We start from the raw sequence: 18,353 nt of genomic DNA, 5'->3' as shown, positions 1-18,353 counted from the left end.
GGTCTCCTGATGTGAGTGGGGTCACGTACCGGGCGAGCGTAAGAGCGGGGACATCCCGCTGAACCCGTCAGATCCGGATAGATGAGATCCGATATCCGGATAGTGTCCGTGTGTGCAGACCGACTGGATCACCGCTTTTGTCACGGTCGCGGAGAGGGGCGGCTTCCTGCAGGCAGCGCAGTCGCTGGGGCGCGCCCAGTCCCGGATCAGCGAGCAGGTGGCCAAACTCGAAGCCGACCTCGGCGTAGTGCTGATAGATCGCGCAGTGCGCCCCGTCCGCCTGACGGTGGCCGGCGAACTGTTCCTCGGCCATGCCCAGGACATACTCACAACTCTGGAGACCGCCCGCGCCGAAGCACTGGCATTGAGTGGGTCCACCTACGGCACCGTCCGACTGGCATGCATGTCCAGCGTCGCCGGTGCCTTCATACCGCGACTCATCGACCGATTCAGCAGGGCGGAGCGCAACATCGAGGTCAGGGTGCTGGAAGGTCCGACCTCCACACTGCCCGGCATGTTGCACCGTCGCGATGCCGATCTGGCCGTGGTGCCGTTGGCATATGTGCTCAATGACCCTGAGCTCCAATCGGTTCCGCTGTGGGACGAGCCGCTGCGGCTATTGGTCCATCCGACACACCGACTTGCCGACTCCGACGGCACAACCCTTTCGGAGCTGGCCGGCGAGACCGTCATCACCCCTGGTAGCGGCGACGGAGCCCGCGGGCTTTCTCCCGAGATCGCAGCACTGCTGGGTGAGGCAGGGGTCGCTGTCACGTCCGCGCGACGGGTGGCCAGTCCGCACACACTGGTGTCGATGGTGCGCTCCGGTCTGGGTGTCGGAGTACTCAGCGATCTTGCAGTGCGCCTCACCGGCGCCGATGGGATCCACGTACTCGCGTTCAACGATCCGGGAGTCATCCGGCACACGGTGCTGGCTTGGCGACGTGACCAGAAGAGCATGCCTGCGGCCGACCAACTCCGCGATTTCATCGCCGCTCATCGATCTCCGGACGGAACGACGCGTGCCAATGGGCTTCCGGGCAAAGCGTGACACTGCCGAAACTCGCGTACCCGGGGTGATTCCGGCCGGATTCACCCCGGGTACGCGAGTTTCGCAGCGCTTTAGAACGCCTCCTCGGCCAGTTCCATCGTGTCCAGCTGCACCGACTCGATGACGGCGCGGTCCGAACTCAGCCGCGGCAGGATGTGCCGGGAGAAGAACTCCGCCGCCCCGATCTTGCCCTCGTAGAACACCCGGTCCTTGGCCGACGCCGAATCCAGTGCACCAAGGGCGATCTCGGCGTGTTCCAGCAGCAGCCAGCCGATCAGCAGGTCACCGACCGCCATCAGGAACTGCACCGAACCCAGGCCCACCCTGTACAGCTCGCGAGGATCCTGTTGTGAAGCAACCACATAACCGATCAGCGCGCTGACCATGCCCTGAGCGTCGGCCACCGCCGCGGCCAGCGCCGCACGCCCCTCGGCCAGTTCCGGCCGGGCCGACTCCCGGTCCAGGAAGGCCTGCACCTGCGTCAGCAGATGGGTCAGCGCCGCCCCCTGGTCGCGGGCGATCTTGCGGAAGAAGAAGTCCTGTGCCTGGATTGCGGTGGTGCCCTCGTACAGCGAGTCGATCTTGGCGTCGCGGATGTACTGCTCGATCGGGTAGTCCTGCAGATAGCCGGATCCACCGAAGGTCTGCAGCGACTCGGTAAGGTACCGGTAGGCGGTCTCGGAGCCGAACCCCTTGACGATCGGCAGCAGCAGATCGTTGATGTGGGCCGCCATTTCGGGATTTGCCCCGGACACGATCTCGGCCACCACCGGATCGTGATGCGCCGCGGTGTAGAGGTACAGCGCTCGCAATCCCTCGGCGTAAGCCTTCTGCGTCAGCAGCGAACGGCGCACATCGGGGTGGTGCAGGATCGTCACCCGCGGTGCCGCCTTATCGGTCATCTGGGTCAAATCGGCACCCTGCACCCGCGTCTTGGCATACTCGAGGGCATTCAGGTAACCGGTCGACAGGGTCGCAATCGCCTTGGTGCCCACCATCATCCGCGCATACTCGATGATCTTGAACATCTGCGCGATACCGCTGCGCTCATCGCCGACCAGCCAACCCACCGCCGGCGTGCCGTGCTGGCCGAAGGTCAGCTCGCAGGTCGCCGACGCCTTGAGCCCCATCTTGTGCTCCAGGTTGGTGACATAGACACCGTTACGTTCCCCGATCTCGCCGGACTCCGGATCGAAATGGAACTTGGGCACGAAGAACAGCGACAACCCCTTGGTCCCGGGGCCGGCCCCTTCGGGCCGGGCGAGCACGGCGTGCACGATGTTCTCGTAGACGTCACCGGTGTCGCCGTTGGTGATGAACCGCTTGACCCCGTCGAGGTGCCAGGTGCCGTCGGGTTGCTCGACGGCCTTGGTACGGCCCGCCCCGACATCGGATCCAGCGTCAGGTTCGGTGAGCACCATGGTGCCGCCCCAGTTGCGCGCAGCCATCAACGTCGCCCAGTGCTTCTGCTGCTCGTTGCCCAGGCTGTATACGATGTCGGACAGCACCGGCCCGGCGTGACAGATATACGCCGCGGGCTGGGCGCCGAGAGCGAACTCGGCGATCGCCCAGGTCAGTGCCGCCGGAGCCGGCAGGCCGCCGACAGCCTCGTTGAGGCCAACCCGGTACCACTCGCCGTCCTGCCAGGCCTGCAGCGCGGCCTTGAACGGTTCCGGGTAGCTGACCGTATGCGTCTTCGGGTCGAAAGTGGGCGGGTTGCGGTCGGTTTCGGCGAACGCCTCGGCCATCGGCCCCTCACACAGCCTGGCCGCCTCGGCCAGCATCTCGCGCACCGACGCGCCGTCAAGATCACCGAACTGGCCGGTTGCCAGCACCTTGTCGAGATTCAGCGCCTCGAAGAGGTTGAACTCGACATCGCGAAGGTTGGAAAGGTAGTGCCCCATGCGGGTGAGGATAAACCGACAACCCCCGTCGGTCCCACCCGACCGGCGGGTTGCCAGGTAACCGTAATTCATCAGTTGTTCACCGACCACCTGGGCATATGTCGGAATAACCAGTTCATCCAGGGGCGTTCCATTCCCTAAGCTTGGAATCACAGAAAGGAGGCGCAGTGATGATGCTCATCGAGCTCAACCTCGCCGGCCGTCGATTCACCCGGCAGGTCGGTGTGCGGCGTCCGTCGGTGCTGCGTCTCAACCCACTCAGCCGGACCCCTCGCACCGACCGGGCCGCTTAAGCCGATTGGGCCACGGCCCGCCAGCGCGCGCAGACGAATTCCCCGTTGCGGTCCACCTCGGCCAGCTCCCATTCCGAGCGCACCGGCAGCAGCCGGGCCCCGGCACCCAACGTGCACGGCGCATAGGTGACCACCAGCTCGTCGACCAACCCGCCCTCGACGAACTGCGCCGCTGTCCGACCACCGCCGACGACCCAGACGTCCTTGTCACCGGCGGCCGCCACCAGGTCGGCGTGCAGTGCGGTCACGTCACCGTCGAAGGTCCGCACCGGATGCTCCGGGAGCACGACACCGGCGCGGCTGGTCAACACCCAGCTCGGCTGGCTGTACATCCATTCCCCCGGTTGATTTTTCACGATCCACTCGTAGGTGGCCGAACCCATCACCAGGGCGCCGATGTCCGCGACGAAGGCCTCGTACCCGAACGGCCCGTTCGGGTCGAAGGTCCGGGTCAGCAACCAGTCCAGGCTGTCGGCCTCGTCGACGACGAATCCGTCCAGCGTCGAGGCGGTGAAGTAAATGCATGCCATGTCAGGTACCTCTCATCCATTCCAGTGGGTCGCCGCGGCGCACCTGGATGCCGAGGCGGGACAGCATGGCGCGCAACAGTTCTCGCCGATGCACGGAGTAGGTGAGGACGTGGGCGATGATCCCGTACAGCTGGAACGATTCCGGCGGGTCGCACAGCGCATCGATCACCGTGTCACCGAGACGCCCCTGCTCGCCGTGCTCGCGGACCATTGCGGTCCAGCGCGTCGACACGTCCTCGTGGTCGGCAGCCAACTGCTGCGCCGTCCGCAGACCACCGCGCACCGGCAAGTCGCGGCCCTCGATACTGGCCAGCCAGACCTCCTTGGTCCACACCAACGTGTCCAGCACGGCACCGACGCTGGGTTCCGGACCGTCCCAGTCCAGGACCACCTGCCCCGGTGAAACTTCCTGCGCCCATTGCTCTTCGGTCAATCCTGCGGCCACCCCGATGAGATGCCCGGCATCGGCGGCGTCATGCGCGATCATCAACAGCGAGACGTCGGGTTGCGCCGTGTCGCCGGGCGCGGACAGCCACAGCGATTCGGGCGGATGGAAATGCACACCGTTGGGCGCCGGTAACCGGAATCCGACCGCGTCGGCCTGCGACGGCGGCACCCCGAACGCACGCCGGAACGCCCGGGAGAACACCTCCGGTGAGGACCAGCCCTCCTCCACCGCGACCGCGGCCACCCCCGCACCGCGTTGCAGCCGCCAGGCTGCGCGTTCCAGCATGACCCGGCGGCGCAATGCGGCCGGCGGCTCGCCGGTGAGCCGGCTGACCTCGCGGGAGAAGTGGAACTCCGAGGCGAAACTGCTGCGTGCCATCCCGGCGACATCGGTGTTCTGCGCATCGACCACCGCATCGAGCAGCTCGCGTAGCCGGTCGCGCCGAGGGGCATTCACGGTTTCCGAGTATTGCCGTCCACCGGCGCTCACGACATGACATTTCCTGCTGCAATAATCCTCCTCGGTGAGTGAATTCGACGCGCTGTGCGCCAACGACGGCGACCTGGCCGAGCTACGGTCGCAGGTCCGGCAGTTCCTGGTGACCGACCGGGCCACGTTCGGCTGGCAGCCCGAGATCGACTCCTGGCTGACCAGTTGGGATGCCGCCTTCAGTGAACGACTGGCCGACGCCGGCTACGTCGGGCTGACCATCCCCACCGAATACGGCGGGCACGGGCTGGGTTTCCTGCACCGCTACGTCGTCACCGAGGAACTGCTCGGCGCGGGTGCCCCGGTGGCCGCGCACTGGTTCGCCGACCGGCAGGTCGCCCCCTCACTGCTGAGCTACGGCACCGAGGAACAGCGGCGCCGGCTGCTGCCGGGGATCGCGACCGGCCGGCTGTACTCGGCGATCGGCATGAGCGAACACGGCGCCGGATCGGATCTCGCCGCCACCTCCACCAAGGCGACCCGCACCGACGACGGCTGGCTGATCAGCGGCACCAAGGTCTGGACCAGCGGCGGGCACCGGGCGCACTTCGCGATCGTGCTGGCCCGCACCAGCGCGCTGGACCCCGAGCACCGGCACGCCGGATTCAGCCAGTTCATCGTCCCGCTGGACGCACCAGGGGTCACCATCAGCCCGATCGTCACGCTCGACGGCCACCACCACTTCAACGAGGTCAACTTCGACGAGGTGCGCGTCGGCGATGCCGATGTGCTCGGCGAGGTGGGCGACGGCTGGCATCAGGTCACCGCCGAACTCGGGTTCGAGCGCAGCGGGCCCGAACGCATCCTGTCCACCGCAACGCTGATCTTCGATGTGATCCGAGGCCTTTCCGGCCAGGACGTCGACGACCGCACCGCCGCCGAGGTCGGCGATCTGCTGGGCCGTGCGATGGCACTGCGCCAACTGTCGGTGTCGGTGGCCCGCGCGTTGTCCGCCGGGGAGGACGCGGCGACGCGCGCGGCGCTGGTCAAGGACCTGGGCACCCGGTTCGAGCAGCAGTCGGTCGAGATCTGCGCCGAACTGCTCCACTACGTGACCGATGACGCCGCCGCCCAGCGGCTGCGCACGGTGCTGGGCACCGCCCGACAGCATTCGCCGATGTTCACCCTGCGCGGCGGCACCAATGAGGTGTTGCGCGGGGTCATCGCACGCGGACTGGGGGTGCGGTAGTGGATGAGCTGAAACAACTCGTCGAGGATCTCGGGGCGCGGTCGGCGCAGGCCAGGTTCGGCGAGCGTCGGCTGCCCGAGACGTTCGACGCCGAACTGTGGCGCAACCTCGAGGACACCGGGCTGAGCCGGCTGACCACCGAGCAGGAGGCCGGGCCGGCCGAGATGGCCGTGGTGCTGGCCGGGCTGGCCCGCCACGCCGCGGCGGTACCGATCGCCGAGACCGATCTGCTCGCCGCCTGGTTAGCCCACAAGGCCGGCCTCGACGTGCCGAGTGGACCCCTGACGGTGGCCATCGGGACGGGCGGAACGGCCCGGGATGTGCCCTGGCCGACGGATGCCACGGTGCTGCTGGCCTCCTGTGACGACGACGGCGTGCACGTCGGTTGGCTGGCCGACCCCGAGGTGACCGTCGGGCACAACCTGGGCGGCGAGCCGCGCGGCACGCTTGCCTACGACACCACCGGGCTTGTCCGACTCCACGCGAGTATCGGCGCCGAACTGGTACGCCGGGGTGCGTGGGCGCGCTGCGTGCAGACCGTCGGCGCCTTCGATGCCGCGCTGGCGCTGACCGTCGCCCACACCGGTGAGCGGGTGCAGTTCGGACGGCCCCTGGGCAAGTTCCAGGCCGTGCAGCATTCGCTGGCCGCGATGGCGGGCGAGATCGAACAGGCGCGCGCGGCAACCGAACTGGCGACCGCGGCTGTCACCGAACACGGCTTCGGCCACGCCCGCGCCGAGTATGCGGTGACGGTGGCAAAGGTGGCCGTCGGCCGCGCCGCCACACCGGTCACGACGATCGCGCACCAGTTGCACGGGGCCATCGGCGTCACCATCGAGCATCCGTTGTGGTCGGTGACCATGCGGGCACGTGCCTGGCCCGACGAGTTCGGCAGCACGGCGTCCTACGCCCGGCGGTTGGGTCGGCTCGCAATGGCGGCCGACGATCCGTGGGATGTCCTGGTCAGTTCGCCAGGACGGGACTGATCCCGGCCGCGACGTCACCGAGACCGGTGATATCGATGCCGAACCGGTTCACCAGTTCATCGACGACCTCGGCGGCGCCGCTCAGCTCATACCGTTGCGTCCCATCGGCGGTGTGCACGGCCAGCTGCCTGCCCCGCAGATTCCAGCGGGCGTCATCGGTCACCAGCGCCACCGACAGCCCGACCACGAACACCGATTTCGGGAACGTCGAGACGTACCAGCTGCCGACCTCCAGGTCGATCTGCGGGCGCGGTTCGGTGGTGAAGATGTACAGCGCCTGCCACTGCTCCCGGACCAACGCCTCCAACCGGTAGCTGTCCGGCCCGATGTCGACGAGCCGGTAGGGCTCGTGTCGGGTCTGCTGCACCGGGCCGGCCGCCAGCCGGATCGGCGAGGACAGCGTCTGCCCACCGAAACCGACATCGCACAGGAACCGGCCGTCGGTGCCCGGCACGGTGACCGCCAGCACGTTGTGGGTCATGGCCGGCAGCGGAGCGCCGGGTGCGCTCATCCAGATCACCCGACCGGCCAGCCGTTCGACACCGAAGCCGAGCGCTTCCAGCACGTACCCGAACAGACCGTTCTGCTCGTAGCAGTAGCCACCGCGGCGGCGGTGCACCAGCTTGTCGGTGAGCGCGGCCGCACTCAGGTCGACCACGGGTGTGCCGAGCACCGGGTCGAGATTCTCGAACGGGATGGACCGATTGTGCGCGGCGTGCAGAGCGTGCAGGGTATCCAGTGTCGGCGTGCCGTCCCCCGGGTACCCGACGCGGGCGAAGTACGCGGACACATCGGTCGTCATGGGTTCCATGGTGCCTTTTGACCGTTGCCCGGGTCCCGTGCAAAACTAGAACACGTTCTAATTTGACCGCCGGAGGCAGCGCCATGAGCTCGACCGACATCGAACCGACCGAGATCACCAAGTTCGACCCGGGCCTCACCGAAAAGGTGATGGGGTTGCTCCGGCCGTTCCTGAAGGCCTATCACCGCTCCGAGGTCCGCGGTCTGGAGAACTTCCCCGAAGGTGGCGCCCTGGTGGTGTGCAACCACTCCGGCGGCATGTTCCCGATGGACGTGCCGATCTTCGCCGCCGACTTCTACGACCGTTTCGGCTACGGTCGCCCGGTCTACACCCTGAGTCATCAGATGCTGATGATCGGTCCGACCGGCGACTTCTTCAAGAAGACCGGTTTCATCCTGGCCAGCCATGAGAACGCCGACGAGGCACTGCGCTCCGGCGGTGTCGTCGTGGTGTTCCCGGGCGGCGACTTCGACGTCTACCGACCCACCTTCGCCGCCAACAAGATCGACTTCGACGGTCGGCAGGGTTATATCCGCGCGGCCCTCAACGCCGGGGTGCCGATCGTGCCGATGGTCGGGATCGGTGGCCAGGAGACCCAGTTCTTCCTGTCGCGCGGCACCGCGGTGGCCAAGGCACTCGGGCCGATCGCCCGACTGGCCCGCACCAAGATCGTCCCGCTGTCGTTCGGCTTCCCGTTCGGACTGTCGGCCGTGGTGCCGCCAAATGTGCCGCTGCCCGCGAAGATCACAATGTCCGTGCTGCCGCCGGTGCACATCGAGGCCCAATTCGGCGAGACCCCCGATATCGACGAGGTCGACGCGCACATCCGCCACGTCATGCAAGACGCCCTCGACGGACTCGCCGGTGAACGCCGGCTGCCGGTCATCGGCTGATGGGGGTCTTCGATCGCGTCACCGGCACCGTCGGACTGATCGACACCATGGTGCGCGCGGGCGTGATCGCCCCGCTGCGGCCCGACAAATACCTGCGCATCGCGGCCGCGATGGCCCGCGAGAACATGGGCATCACCTCGGGTTTCGCCAGCGCGGCGCAACGCTGTGGGGACCGGATCGGTCTGATCGACGAACTCGGAGCGCTCACCTGGAGCGAGATCGATCAACGCGCCGATGCCCTGGCCGCCGGATTGCAGGGTCTGCCCTCGGGTGAGCCCGCCGTGGTCGGCATCATGGCCCGTAATCATCGCGGTTTCGTCGAGGCCCTGATCGCGGCGAACCGGATCGGCGCCGACGTGCTGCTGCTCAACACCGCGTTCGCCGGCCCCGCGCTGGCCGAGGTCTGGCAGCGCGAGACCGCGGACCGGCCCGGTGCGGTGATCTACGACGAGGAGTTCACTGCGACCGTCGAACGGGCACTGGAGGATTCACCGAAGACCACCCGGGTGGTGGCCTGGACCGACACCACGACCGCGCTGTTCACCGTCGAGAAGCTCATCACCGAGTACGCGGGCCGCGAACCCCGCCGGGCCAAGGAGAAGTCGAAGGTCATCCTGCTTACCTCGGGCACCACCGGAACCCCGAAGGGCGCCAGGCATTCCGGTGGCGGCCCCGAGGTGCTCAAGGCCATCCTGGACCGAACCCCGTGGCGCACCGAAGAACCGGTGGTCGTCGTCGCCCCGATGTTCCATGCCTGGGGGTTCTCGCAGTTGGCCTTCGCTGCGTCGATGGCGTGCACGATCATCACCCGGCGGAAGTTCGATCCGGAGGCCACCTTGGCGCTGGTGGACACCCACCGGGCCACCGGATTGTGTGTGGTGCCGGTGATGTTCGACCGCATCGTCGAACTGCCCGATGAGGTCCGTAATCGCTACAGCGGGCGGACGCTGCGGTTCGCGGCGGCCTCGGGTTCGCGGATGCGTCCCGATGTGGTCATCAAGTTCATGGACCAGTTCGGTGACGTCATCTACAACAACTACAACGCGACCGAGGCCGGAATGATCGCCACCGCGACACCGGCCGATCTACGGGCGGCACCGGACACCGCCGGAAAACCGGCCGAGGGCACCGAGATCCGGATCCTGGATGCCGATCTGCAGACGCTGCCGACCGGTGAGGTGGGCACCATCTACGTGCGCAACTCGACGCAGTTCGACGGCTACACCTCCGGTAAGACCAAAGACTTCCACGACGGGTTCATGAATTCCGGTGACGTCGGCTATCTCGATGCGGCAGGCCGGTTGTTCGTGGTCGGCCGAGATGACGAGATGATCGTCTCCGCCGGTGAGAACGTCTACCCGATCGAGGTGGAGAAAACTCTGGTGGCACATGACGATGTCGCCGAGGCCGCGGTGCTGGGGGTCGACGACGAGCAGTTCGGCCAGCGCCTGTCGGCCTTCGTGGTACTGCGCAATCCGGTGACCGTCGAGGCACTGAAGGCCCATGTCCGCGACAACCTGGCCAACTACAAGGTGCCGCGCGAGATCACCATCGTGGCGGAGCTGCCGCGTAACAGCACCGGCAAGATCGACCGCCGCGAGTTGAACACCCTGCTGGGTGGGTAATCGAGTCGGTATGGGTCTACTGAAACCTCGCCCTGTGCTGGGCGCGCTCGCCGAATTGATCAACGCCACCAACGCCGTTCATCCACTCGGCCGCAAGGGTTACCCGACCCTGCCGACGTTTGCGTTCGGCTGGCCGACATCGGAGAACGCGCCGCTGTTGCTGACCGGTTCGGTGCTCGACGTCGGCCGACGCGCGGTGCTCGGCCACTACCGCACACGCAACGGCCGGTTCTCGTTGGTGCTCAAGGCAATCACCTGGGTTCTGCTGGTGCTGCTGCAGCGCCGCGAGGACGAATCGAAGAAGTACTTCGAGGACCCCCTGCGCGAGACCCTGGGCGCCGATTATCAGGAAGCCAAGGAACCCGAACGCCGCCCACGCGGCGTGATCGGCACCTCGTGGACACGGCGTCGCTACGTCCACAAGACCAAGCGCTACGGACCGCACGGCCCCAACCTGGCCGATATCTGGATGCGACCGGACCTGCCCAAGGACGGGAAAGCGCCGGTGCTGCTGCAGGTTCCGGGCGGTGCGTGGATGATCGGGATGCGGCGCCCGCAGGCCTACCCGATGCTGAGCAGGCTGGCCGAACACGGCTGGATCTGTGTGTCGATCGGTTACCGGATCAGCCCCAAGCACACCTGGCCGGATCACATCGTCGATGTGAAGCGTGCGATCGCCTGGATCAAGGAGAACATCGCCGACTTCGGCGGGGACCCCGAATCCATCTACATCACCGGCGGTTCGGCCGGTGGGCATCTGACCGCGCTGGCGGCGCTGACCCCGAACGACCCGAAGTGGCAACCCGGGTTCGAGGATGCCGACACCTCGGTCGTCGCGGCCGTGCCCATCTACGGGCGCTACGACTGGTTCACCGACAAAGGCTCGGGCCGTGGCGAATTCGTGCGGGTGCTGCAGAAGTTCATCGTCAAGCTACCGTTTGCGACGAACCGGCAGGTCTACCTCGACGCGTCCCCCATCACCTTGGTGCACGCCGACGCCCCACCGTTCTTTGTGCTGCACGGGGCCGACGATTCGGTGATCCCGGTGCAGGAGGGGCGCGATTTCGTCGATGCGCTCAAGGCCGTGTCAAAGGCACCGGTGATCTACGCCGAGATCCCGCATGCCCAGCACGCCTTCGACTTCTTCGGCTCAGCGCACGGGCACAACACTGCCGCTGCGGTGGAGCGGTTCCTGAACTGGGTGCGCGGCTGACCGCTGCGCCTAGCAGATCGGTGTGTGCCGGCACAGTTCGGCCGGTGGCGGCGGAAGCTGCGGCGGCGGGGGGAGCTGTGGCGGGGGCGGCAGCCGGGGCGGCGGCGGAAGTCTCGGCGGCGGTGGCAGCCGCGGACCCCGCGGTGCCGGCGGCGCGTCGCCACCACCGGATTCGACGGGCGCGGGGGCCTGCTCGCCCGGCGGTGGCGGGGGCGGCGGGGGTGGCGCCGGTGTCGAGGCCGCGGGCAGCTTGGTCGGCATGGTCCAGATCGCGATCGCGGCCGGTTCCATCCCGAAGCCCTCGGGTGCGGCCGTCAACTGCAACTGGGTCGGCAGCATGCCTGGTTTGAGGTGAAAGAACACCCAGCCGTTGGCGTCCGAGCGCACCTTCGAGGCCAGCGGCAGGGTCTTGATCTCCACGGGCCGTGATGTCGCGAGCTGTTCACCACCGCTGACGTGCAGGCGGAATCCGCCGTTGTCACCCGTCGCGTCGATCGGGGTCGTCACTCCGGTGAAGGCCACCTCGATGCCGAGTTCGAGGTCGTCCCCGGCGCGCATCATCGCCATATTGTCGGCGCGCGGGGTGATGGTGGCGCCCTTCGCGGTCAGCGGTGACCCCAGCGGGGCCGTCCCGGGCAGGATCGACACCGCCCCCGACCCGGTGCTCGTGACCACGTCTTCTGACGTGCGCGGCGACGAGTTCTGGGCGGGGCCGTACGAGCACCCGACCAGTACAGCGGGCGCGATGACGACGGCGGTCACCGCGCGCGCCAGCCCTCTCAGCCGTTCCATGTGGTCATTCTGACGTACTTCGACCCGGTCGGCGGGTCCGCATGCCCGGAACTCACCCGTGAACCGTCAGCTCCTCGGAAATCCCTGCCGCAGCCCGGATATCGCGGAGTTCCTGCACCATCGCGTCGGTCACCTCGTGCGGGTCCTCCACCGTCGCGGTGTCCGAGAGCACCGAGATGTTGAGTTGGTCGACATAGCTCCACACGGTGATGTTCAGACCGCTGGCCGCGGTCAGCGGTCCCACCGAGTAGATCTCGGACACCGTCGCCCCGCCCACCCGGCCGAGTTCGCGCGGGCCCGGCACGTTCGAGATGTTCAGGTTCAGGATCTTGTTCTGCCCATCCACATTCGACAGCCGCCGGAACAACGCCTCGACACCGGCCGGCGGCATATAGGACGCCCAGCGCGCCACCAGTTCCGGGCCGATCAGCTGGTTGCTCTCCTTGGCCAGTGACGCCGCCGCGCTGGCGCTCCTCACCCGCTCCAGCGGATCGTCGATATCAACCGGTAGCGCCATCAGCACCCCGGTGAACCGGTTGCCGGAGATGCGGTCCGGCGAGAAGTCGAAGCTCATCGGTACCGAGGCCAGCAGCGGGTGGTCGGCCTTGCCCTCGTAGTGCAACTGCAGCTTGCGCAACGCACCCGAAGACATCGCCAGCACCATGTCATTGATGGTGGCGCCCAACTGTTTTCCGGTCGACTTGACGTCCGCCAGCGCCAGGCTGGCGGTGGCGAACCGGCGCTCGGGGGTCAGCACGTGGTTCATGAAGCTCGGCGGCGGGGTGAACGGCCGGGTCAGTTCCGGGCCGAACTTGTGGTTGCTGCGCCGCACCCGCCCGACTCCGTCGGCGGTGTACTTCACCAACCCGGGCACCTTGGCGATATGGCGCATGTGATCCCAGAACGCCGACCGCACCAACTCACCGGTCGACGGCGCCGGGTCGGTGGCATAGGAGTCACGGTCGCGCTGCGGGCCGTCCTGCAGATCCATACCGCGGGCCAGTAGGTTGGCCGAGGCGACCCCGTCGGCCAACGCGTGATGGATCTTGCCGACGACCGCTATCCGGTCATCGGCCAGGCCCTCGACGAAGTACATCTCCCATAACGGCCGGCTGCGGTCCAGCGGGGTGCTGGCGATCTCACCGATTGCCTCGTCGAGTTCACGACGGCCGCCGGGGGCGGCGACCCGCCACGGCCGGATGTGGTAATCCAGGTCGACATCGCAGTTCTCCCGCCACATCGGGTGGTGGAACTTGAACGGGATGTCGATCAGCTGGTAGCGGAACGGTTCCAGCTTGTACAGCCTGCTGTGCAACACCTTCCGGAAGTCCTCGACCCCGAAGGTTCGGTCACCGAGACCGTGCAGGTCGATGACCGCGATCTTCAAGGTGTGCATGTGCACGTTGGGCGCTTCGGTGTACAGCAGGAACGCGTCCCAACCGCTGAGCCTCTTCACGGCCAAATCCTCCCCTGGGTGGAGGAGTCTATATAACCGCCTTGGCCTTGCGTGCCGTCGAGTTTCGGTGGATCTGATTCAAGAACAGTCCGACGGCCTTGGCCATGGTGCCGGTGCGCGCCCCGTCTGTCATGTCGAAGCCGTGTCCGGCACCCGGGAACTCGACGTAGCTGACCGAATCCGCCGAGGCCGCCGTCAGCCGATCCACGAAGTGCCTGGCCTGCTCGACCGGGATGACCGTGTCGGCCGAGCCGTGCACGACCAGGAACGGCGGGGCATCACGATGTACCCGCGCGACCGGTGAGGCATTCCGGAAGATCTGCGGGTGCCGGGCGATCTTGCGTCCGACGACCACGCGCTCCAGAAAGTCCACGAAACGGTCCCGTTCGACGGTCGACCGGTCCTCCCAGTCGTAACGTCCGTAGATGCCGACCACGGCGTCCACCGAGGTATCGGCATCGGTATCGAGCTCGCCCTGCAACTCCGGATCGTTCGGAGTCAATCCGGCCAGGGCGGCCAGGTGCCCACCGGCCGAGCAGCCCGCGATCGCCACGAAATCCCGATCGCCGCCAAATTTGTCGACGTTGGCGCGCGCCCACGCGATGGCCGCCTTCACATCGTGCATGTGCTGCGGCCAGCGGTGGTGCGGTGAGACGCGGTAGTCGATCGACAGGCATACCCAGCCCTGCTCGGCCAGATGCGACAACAGCGCGTAACCCTGCAGCATGCGGCTGCCGTGCACCCACGCCCCACCCGGCACGAACAGCAGCACCGGCGCCGGTTCTGCGGGCAGCTCGGCGGGACGCCAGACATCGAGCAGTTGGGTCGGGCTGTCGCCGTAACGCACCGAGGACCGGTGCACGTTGCGCCGGTACTCGAAGGTGTTCCACAGCGGAGGTAACTGCTGCGGGGCAGGCCAGTCGCCGGCCAGTTCGGCTGCCGGCACCACGCCGCGCAATCCTTCCTTGGCGACAATGGTGGTCTGGTCGCGCTGCGCCTTGCGAATCGCTCCGTTTCCAGGTGCGAACCAGGACTTCGCCGAGTTGGTGACGAAGTCGGGCATGTGGCGAAAACCCCATACACCCATGGCCGCAAGGCCGCCCAGCGGTTCCAGTTGTTTGCCGATGACCGGCAGCGAGGCCGAGGCCACCGACAGCGCCAGCATGCGGTCGGCATGGTTGGCCTTCATCAGCCAACATGCGCGGCTCACAAGGGATGGTCCGGAGCTCATATCGGCCTTCTGTTTCATATCGGCCTGTGCCGTCATGGCGCGAGCGTACCCGCGCACCACCGGTCCTAAGCAGACATTTCCGAGGATCTGTCTACCTGACTTCCAAATGTGACCTGTATCACTTATCTGGGCCTCAGCGGTCCAGGTAACTTCGATCCATCATGACCAAGTCAGCGCTGGCAATCACCGAAGAACACAACGATCTTGCCGCCTCGGCCATCGGCCAGTTGCGGCGGCTGGGCAGTCGCGCCGCAGCCCGCGCAGCGCTGACCGAACCGGGCAGCCATCCGCGGGAAATCTGGACGGCCGGATCCGAACTCGGGTGGAACGGACTCGCGATCGCCGAGGAGTTCGGCGGCGCGGGCTTCGGTCTGGCCGAACTCGCCGTCGTCGCCGAGATCACCGGTCGCGAACTCACCCCCGGACCGTTCCTGCCGACCGTGGCCGCCGCCGTCGTCATCGACCGGTGTGCGCCCGATTCTGTTCGTTCCCAGCTTCTTCCGGGCCTGGCCGACGGCAGCACCGTCGCCGCGCTGGGGCTCAACATCCGGGTGAACGTGGAGACCGACCTGACCGCCACCGCGGATTGGCCCGCCGTCCTGGGTGCACCCGACGCCGACATCCTGGTTCTCGCCGCCGGCGACGACCTGTTGATCGTCGACGCCCGAGCCCAGGGCATCACCGTCGCACCGCTGGAGGCACTGGACCCGACCCGTTCGATCGGCGCGGTGTCCATGCACGGCGCCGAGATCCCCGCGGATCGGGTGCTCCGTGGCGCAACACGGCGGGCGCGCACCGCGTTCCGCATCCTGGCCGCCGCCGAGGCCGTCGGCATCAGCTGGGCAGCGCTGGAGATGGCGGTGGAGTACGCCAAGGTGCGTGAGCAGTTCGGCCGCACCATCGGCACCTTCCAGGCGGTCAAACACCACGCCGCGAACATGCTGGTCGCCGCCGAGCAGACCACCGCCGCCACCTGGGCTGCGGCGCGTTCCGACGATCTGGACGAGGCCGCGCTGGCCGCCACGGTCGCCGCGGCTCACGCGATCCGCGCCCAGGTGTTCAATGCCCACAACAATATTCACCTGCACGGCGGTATCGGCTTCACTTGGGAACACGACGCCCACCTGTATCTGCGCCGGGCCCGCACGCTGGCGGCGCTGTTGGCCGACGGCAACGATCCGCTCGCCGAACTAGTCGACGCCCAGCGCGCCGGCATCACCCAGGGTGTGTCGTTCAGCGTTCCGCCCGAGGCCGAGCAGTACCGCGCGGCGGCCGCCGAGGCCGCGGCCACGGTGCGGTCGCTGCCCGCCGATCAGCAGCGGGATTTCCTGGTCGACTCCGGGTACATGGTGGCGCACTGGCCCAAGCCGTGGGGCCGGGCGGCCGATGTCCTGGAGCAACTGGTGATCGAGGAGGAGTTCCGCGATGTCGAGGTACCGGACATGGGCATCACCGGGTGGGTCACGCTGACCATTGCTCAGGCCGGGACCGACGATCAGCGTGAACGGTGGGTCGAACCGGTGCTGCGCGGCAAGGTGATGTGGTGCCAGCTGTTCTCCGAGCCCGGGGCCGGCTCCGATGCCGCCGCGGTCAGGACCTCGGCCAAGAAGGTCGACGGTGGCTGGCGGGTCACCGGGCAGAAGGTGTGGACCAGCCTGGCCCAGCATTGCCAGTGGGGTCTGGCCACCGTGCGCACCGATCCGGACGCGCCCAAACACGCCGGGGTCACCATGATGGCAATCGATATGAAAACGCCCGGTGTACAAGTCAACCCGCTTCAGGGGCTGACCGGTGACGCGCATTTCAACGAGGTCTTCTTCGATGACGTCTTCGTGCCCGACGCCGATGTTGTCGGCGAGGTGAACAAGGGCTGGCTGGTGGCCAGGGCGACACTGGGCAACGAACGGGTCTCCATCGGCGGTGGTTCCGGTGCACCGACCGGGTTCACCACCACCGACCTGATCGAATTGTTGGACCGGGTGCCCGCCGAAGTCGCGGTGTGCCACGTGCACGACGCGGGTGCGGTGATCGCCGAGACCCTGACCCTGCCGATGCTCAATCTGCGCCGGGTGAGCCGGGCCATCGCCGGTGCCGAGCCGGGCCCGGAGGGCAATGTCACCAAACTGCTGCTGGCCGAGCAGTCCCAACGGCTGACCGAACTCGGTATGGCGCTGGCCGGGGTGTCCGCGGTGACCGGGCAGAACGACCAGCTGACCCGGGCCTACCTGGGCAACCGGGCGATGACGATCGCCGGTGGCACCTCCGAGATCACCCGCAACACCATCGCCGAGCGGATACTCGGTTTGCCGCGAGATCCGTTGCTCAAGTAGTCAACTCGCAATCGGCAGCACGACGCCGGCGGGCTCCGGGATGCGCACACCCACCTCGGAGCCGATGCCGACCTCGGCATGCCCGGGTACCTCAATGGTCACCGGTCGGTCCCGCACGCTGGTCAGCGCCAACTCCACCCTGGTCGTCGCACCACACCAGACCGCGGATTTCACGTTGGCGCGCAGCGCATCTCGGTCACCGAGTGAGACGATCCGCAGCGCATGCGGACGGATGCACAGCAGGGCCCCGGTGCCCGGGGTCCACTCGGTGCCGCCGGGCGTCGTCTGCGCACACACGGTGCGGTGCGCGACGGTCACCAGCGCCGAGGATCCGATGACCCGGCGAATGGTGCACGGAATCAAGTTGGCCGCACCGAGCAGTGCCGCGGTGGCGGTGCTGCCGGGCCTGCGCCACAACCGTTCGGCGTCGCCGACCTGCAGCACCCTCGCCGCGTCCATCACCGCGATCCGGTCGGCCAAAGCCAGCGCCTGGATGTGGTCGGCGGTGCCGTAGAGCACCGCCAGACCGGGTAGCAGGGCCCGCAGCCGCTGCAGTTCCACGAGCATCGGTTGACGTACCGCGGCGTCCAGGGCTATCAGCGGTTCGTCGAACAGCAGCACGGCTGGCCGTATCGCCAACGCCCGGGCCAGCGCCACCCGCAGCTGGTCCACTGTCGAAAGCTGCTGTGGCCATTGCTTTTCCCGCCCACTCAGACCGACCAGGGCCAGCACCTCACCGACGCGTGCGGCACGGTCGCGGCGGGACACCCGGCGGCGACGCAACCCGAAGGCGATGTTCTCACCGACCCGCAGGTGCGGGAACAGTCCGTAGGAGCGGGGCACCAGGGCGATGCCGCGGTCGGCCGGCGCCACCGTGTCGAGGGCCCGGCCGGACACCGTGACGGTGCCCGCGGTCGGACGCACCAGCCCGGCCAGGATCCGCAGCGCCACCGAACTGCCGCACCCGGCAGGTCCGAGGAGCGCGACCGTCTCACCGTCGGCCACCTGGAGATCGAAGTCGACGAGCGTATCGGCGACCCCGACCCGGTCGAAGCTCACCCGCACGAGATTGACGGGCGCGCCCGACGCCACCCCGTCCGCGGCATGTGGGTGCGCCCAAC

At 67.5% G+C, this 18,353-nt stretch carries 16 protein-coding genes; 8 read left to right on the top strand and 8 right to left on the bottom strand.

From position 1 onward, the window contains the following. The first annotated feature begins 112 nt into the window (after positions 1-112). Positions 113-1,051, top strand: a complete 939-nt coding sequence (locus ACLBYA_RS05560; RefSeq protein ID WP_447708359.1) for a LysR family transcriptional regulator — start codon at positions 113-115, stop codon at positions 1,049-1,051. 71 nt (positions 1,052-1,122) lie between these two features. On the opposite strand, the gene ACLBYA_RS05555 is transcribed toward ACLBYA_RS05560, so the two are convergent. After that, entirely contained in the window at positions 1,123-2,955 is a 1,833-nt protein-coding gene (locus tag ACLBYA_RS05555; protein WP_447708358.1) for an acyl-CoA dehydrogenase, read from the bottom strand. Between the two features lie 167 nt (positions 2,956-3,122). Here ACLBYA_RS05555 and ACLBYA_RS05550 point away from each other — a divergent pair, with 167 nt between their 5' ends. Further along, complete coding sequence (locus ACLBYA_RS05550; RefSeq protein WP_447708357.1) at positions 3,123-3,248, top strand: hypothetical protein; 126 nt, start codon at positions 3,123-3,125, stop codon at positions 3,246-3,248. On the opposite strand, the gene ACLBYA_RS05545 is transcribed toward ACLBYA_RS05550, so the two are convergent. Both ACLBYA_RS05545 and ACLBYA_RS05540 read right to left on the bottom strand, forming a co-directional pair. Continuing rightward, positions 3,245-3,778, bottom strand: coding sequence for a dihydrofolate reductase family protein (locus ACLBYA_RS05545; protein ID WP_447708356.1), 534 nt, complete (start codon positions 3,776-3,778; stop codon positions 3,245-3,247). The genes ACLBYA_RS05550 and ACLBYA_RS05545 overlap by 4 nt on opposite strands. 1 nt (position 3,779) lies before the next feature. Continuing rightward, positions 3,780-4,682, bottom strand: a complete 903-nt coding sequence (locus ACLBYA_RS05540) for a helix-turn-helix domain-containing protein (protein ID WP_447708355.1) — start codon at positions 4,680-4,682, stop codon at positions 3,780-3,782. 67 nt (positions 4,683-4,749) lie between these two features. On the opposite strand from ACLBYA_RS05540, the gene ACLBYA_RS05535 reads away from it, so the two are divergent. Together ACLBYA_RS05535 and ACLBYA_RS05530 are read left to right on the top strand one after the other, a co-directional pair. Further along, the gene (locus tag ACLBYA_RS05535) at positions 4,750-5,904 is read left to right on the top strand and encodes an acyl-CoA dehydrogenase family protein (protein WP_447708354.1); all 1,155 of its coding nucleotides are present in this window, start codon (positions 4,750-4,752) and stop codon (positions 5,902-5,904) included. Beyond that, entirely contained in the window at positions 5,904-6,890 is a 987-nt protein-coding gene (locus tag ACLBYA_RS05530; protein WP_447708353.1) for an acyl-CoA dehydrogenase family protein, read from the top strand. Before ACLBYA_RS05535 ends, ACLBYA_RS05530 begins: the two co-directional genes overlap by 1 nt. Here the strand turns inward: ACLBYA_RS05530 and ACLBYA_RS05525 are convergent. After that, a complete protein-coding gene (locus ACLBYA_RS05525) occupies positions 6,868-7,692 on the bottom strand; it encodes an arylamine N-acetyltransferase family protein (protein WP_447708352.1) in 825 nt (274 codons plus the stop codon). The two genes, ACLBYA_RS05530 and ACLBYA_RS05525, sit on opposite strands and share 23 nt — an antisense overlap. Positions 7,693-7,775: 83 nt before the next feature. Here ACLBYA_RS05525 and ACLBYA_RS05520 point away from each other — a divergent pair, with 83 nt between their 5' ends. Genes ACLBYA_RS05520 through ACLBYA_RS05510 form a run of 3 tightly spaced genes read left to right on the top strand, consistent with a single transcriptional unit; the run spans position 7,776 to position 11,423 of the window. Beyond that, a complete protein-coding gene (locus ACLBYA_RS05520; RefSeq protein WP_447708351.1) occupies positions 7,776-8,585 on the top strand; it encodes a 1-acyl-sn-glycerol-3-phosphate acyltransferase in 810 nt (269 codons plus the stop codon). Next, on the top strand, positions 8,585-10,210 hold the full coding sequence (fadD12, locus tag ACLBYA_RS05515; protein WP_447708350.1) for an acyl-CoA ligase FadD12: 1,626 nt from the start codon (positions 8,585-8,587) through the stop codon (positions 10,208-10,210). Before ACLBYA_RS05520 ends, fadD12 begins: the two co-directional genes overlap by 1 nt. Before the next feature lie 10 nt (positions 10,211-10,220). Continuing rightward, complete coding sequence (locus tag ACLBYA_RS05510; protein ID WP_447708349.1) at positions 10,221-11,423, top strand: alpha/beta hydrolase; 1,203 nt, start codon at positions 10,221-10,223, stop codon at positions 11,421-11,423. Between the two features lie 9 nt (positions 11,424-11,432). On the opposite strand, the gene ACLBYA_RS05505 is transcribed toward ACLBYA_RS05510, so the two are convergent. From ACLBYA_RS05505 to ACLBYA_RS05495, 3 genes are all read right to left on the bottom strand, one after another. Continuing rightward, positions 11,433-12,215, bottom strand: coding sequence for a hypothetical protein (locus ACLBYA_RS05505; RefSeq protein WP_447708348.1), 783 nt, complete (start codon positions 12,213-12,215; stop codon positions 11,433-11,435). Positions 12,216-12,267: 52 nt separating this feature from the next. Then, a complete protein-coding gene (locus ACLBYA_RS05500; RefSeq protein ID WP_447708656.1) occupies positions 12,268-13,611 on the bottom strand; it encodes a WS/DGAT/MGAT family O-acyltransferase in 1,344 nt (447 codons plus the stop codon). 88 nt (positions 13,612-13,699) lie between these two features. Then, complete coding sequence (locus ACLBYA_RS05495; protein ID WP_447708347.1) at positions 13,700-14,938, bottom strand: alpha/beta hydrolase fold domain-containing protein; 1,239 nt, start codon at positions 14,936-14,938, stop codon at positions 13,700-13,702. Positions 14,939-15,063: 125 nt separating this feature from the next. On the opposite strand from ACLBYA_RS05495, the gene ACLBYA_RS05490 reads away from it, so the two are divergent. Continuing rightward, positions 15,064-17,232: an acyl-CoA dehydrogenase gene (locus tag ACLBYA_RS05490; RefSeq protein ID WP_447708346.1), complete on the top strand. Its 2,169-nt coding sequence runs from the start codon at positions 15,064-15,066 to the stop codon at positions 17,230-17,232. Here ACLBYA_RS05490 and ACLBYA_RS05485 read toward each other — a convergent pair whose 3' ends face one another. Then, the gene (locus ACLBYA_RS05485; RefSeq protein ID WP_447708345.1) at positions 17,233-18,291 is read right to left on the bottom strand and encodes an ABC transporter ATP-binding protein; all 1,059 of its coding nucleotides are present in this window, start codon (positions 18,289-18,291) and stop codon (positions 17,233-17,235) included. Positions 18,292-18,353: the final 62 nt, after the last annotated feature.

This window comes from Mycobacterium sp. C31M (genome assembly GCF_053345865.1).
Note: the sequence above shows the minus strand (reverse complement) of the source record. Positions and strands in the feature narration are given on the sequence as shown.

Excerpts from the sequence above, each read along its gene's own strand:
- ACLBYA_RS05520 (WP_447708351.1), top strand. The coding sequence starts at position 7,776 with ATGAGCTCGACCGACATCGAACCGACCGAGATCACCAAGTTCGACCCG.
- ACLBYA_RS05545 (WP_447708356.1), bottom strand. The coding sequence starts at position 3,778 with ATGGCATGCATTTACTTCACCGCCTCGACGCTGGACGGATTCGTCGTC.
- ACLBYA_RS05555 (WP_447708358.1), bottom strand. The coding sequence starts at position 2,955 with ATGGGGCACTACCTTTCCAACCTTCGCGATGTCGAGTTCAACCTCTTC.
- ACLBYA_RS05500 (WP_447708656.1), bottom strand. The coding sequence starts at position 13,611 with ATGCACACCTTGAAGATCGCGGTCATCGACCTGCACGGTCTCGGTGAC.
- ACLBYA_RS05495 (WP_447708347.1), bottom strand. The coding sequence starts at position 14,938 with ATGACGGCACAGGCCGATATGAAACAGAAGGCCGATATGAGCTCCGGA.
- ACLBYA_RS05510 (WP_447708349.1), top strand. The coding sequence starts at position 10,221 with ATGGGTCTACTGAAACCTCGCCCTGTGCTGGGCGCGCTCGCCGAATTG.
- ACLBYA_RS05525 (WP_447708352.1), bottom strand. The coding sequence starts at position 7,692 with ATGACGACCGATGTGTCCGCGTACTTCGCCCGCGTCGGGTACCCGGGG.
- ACLBYA_RS05505 (WP_447708348.1), bottom strand. The coding sequence starts at position 12,215 with ATGGAACGGCTGAGAGGGCTGGCGCGCGCGGTGACCGCCGTCGTCATC.
- ACLBYA_RS05490 (WP_447708346.1), top strand. The coding sequence starts at position 15,064 with ATGACCAAGTCAGCGCTGGCAATCACCGAAGAACACAACGATCTTGCC.
- fadD12 (WP_447708350.1), top strand. The coding sequence starts at position 8,585 with ATGGGGGTCTTCGATCGCGTCACCGGCACCGTCGGACTGATCGACACC.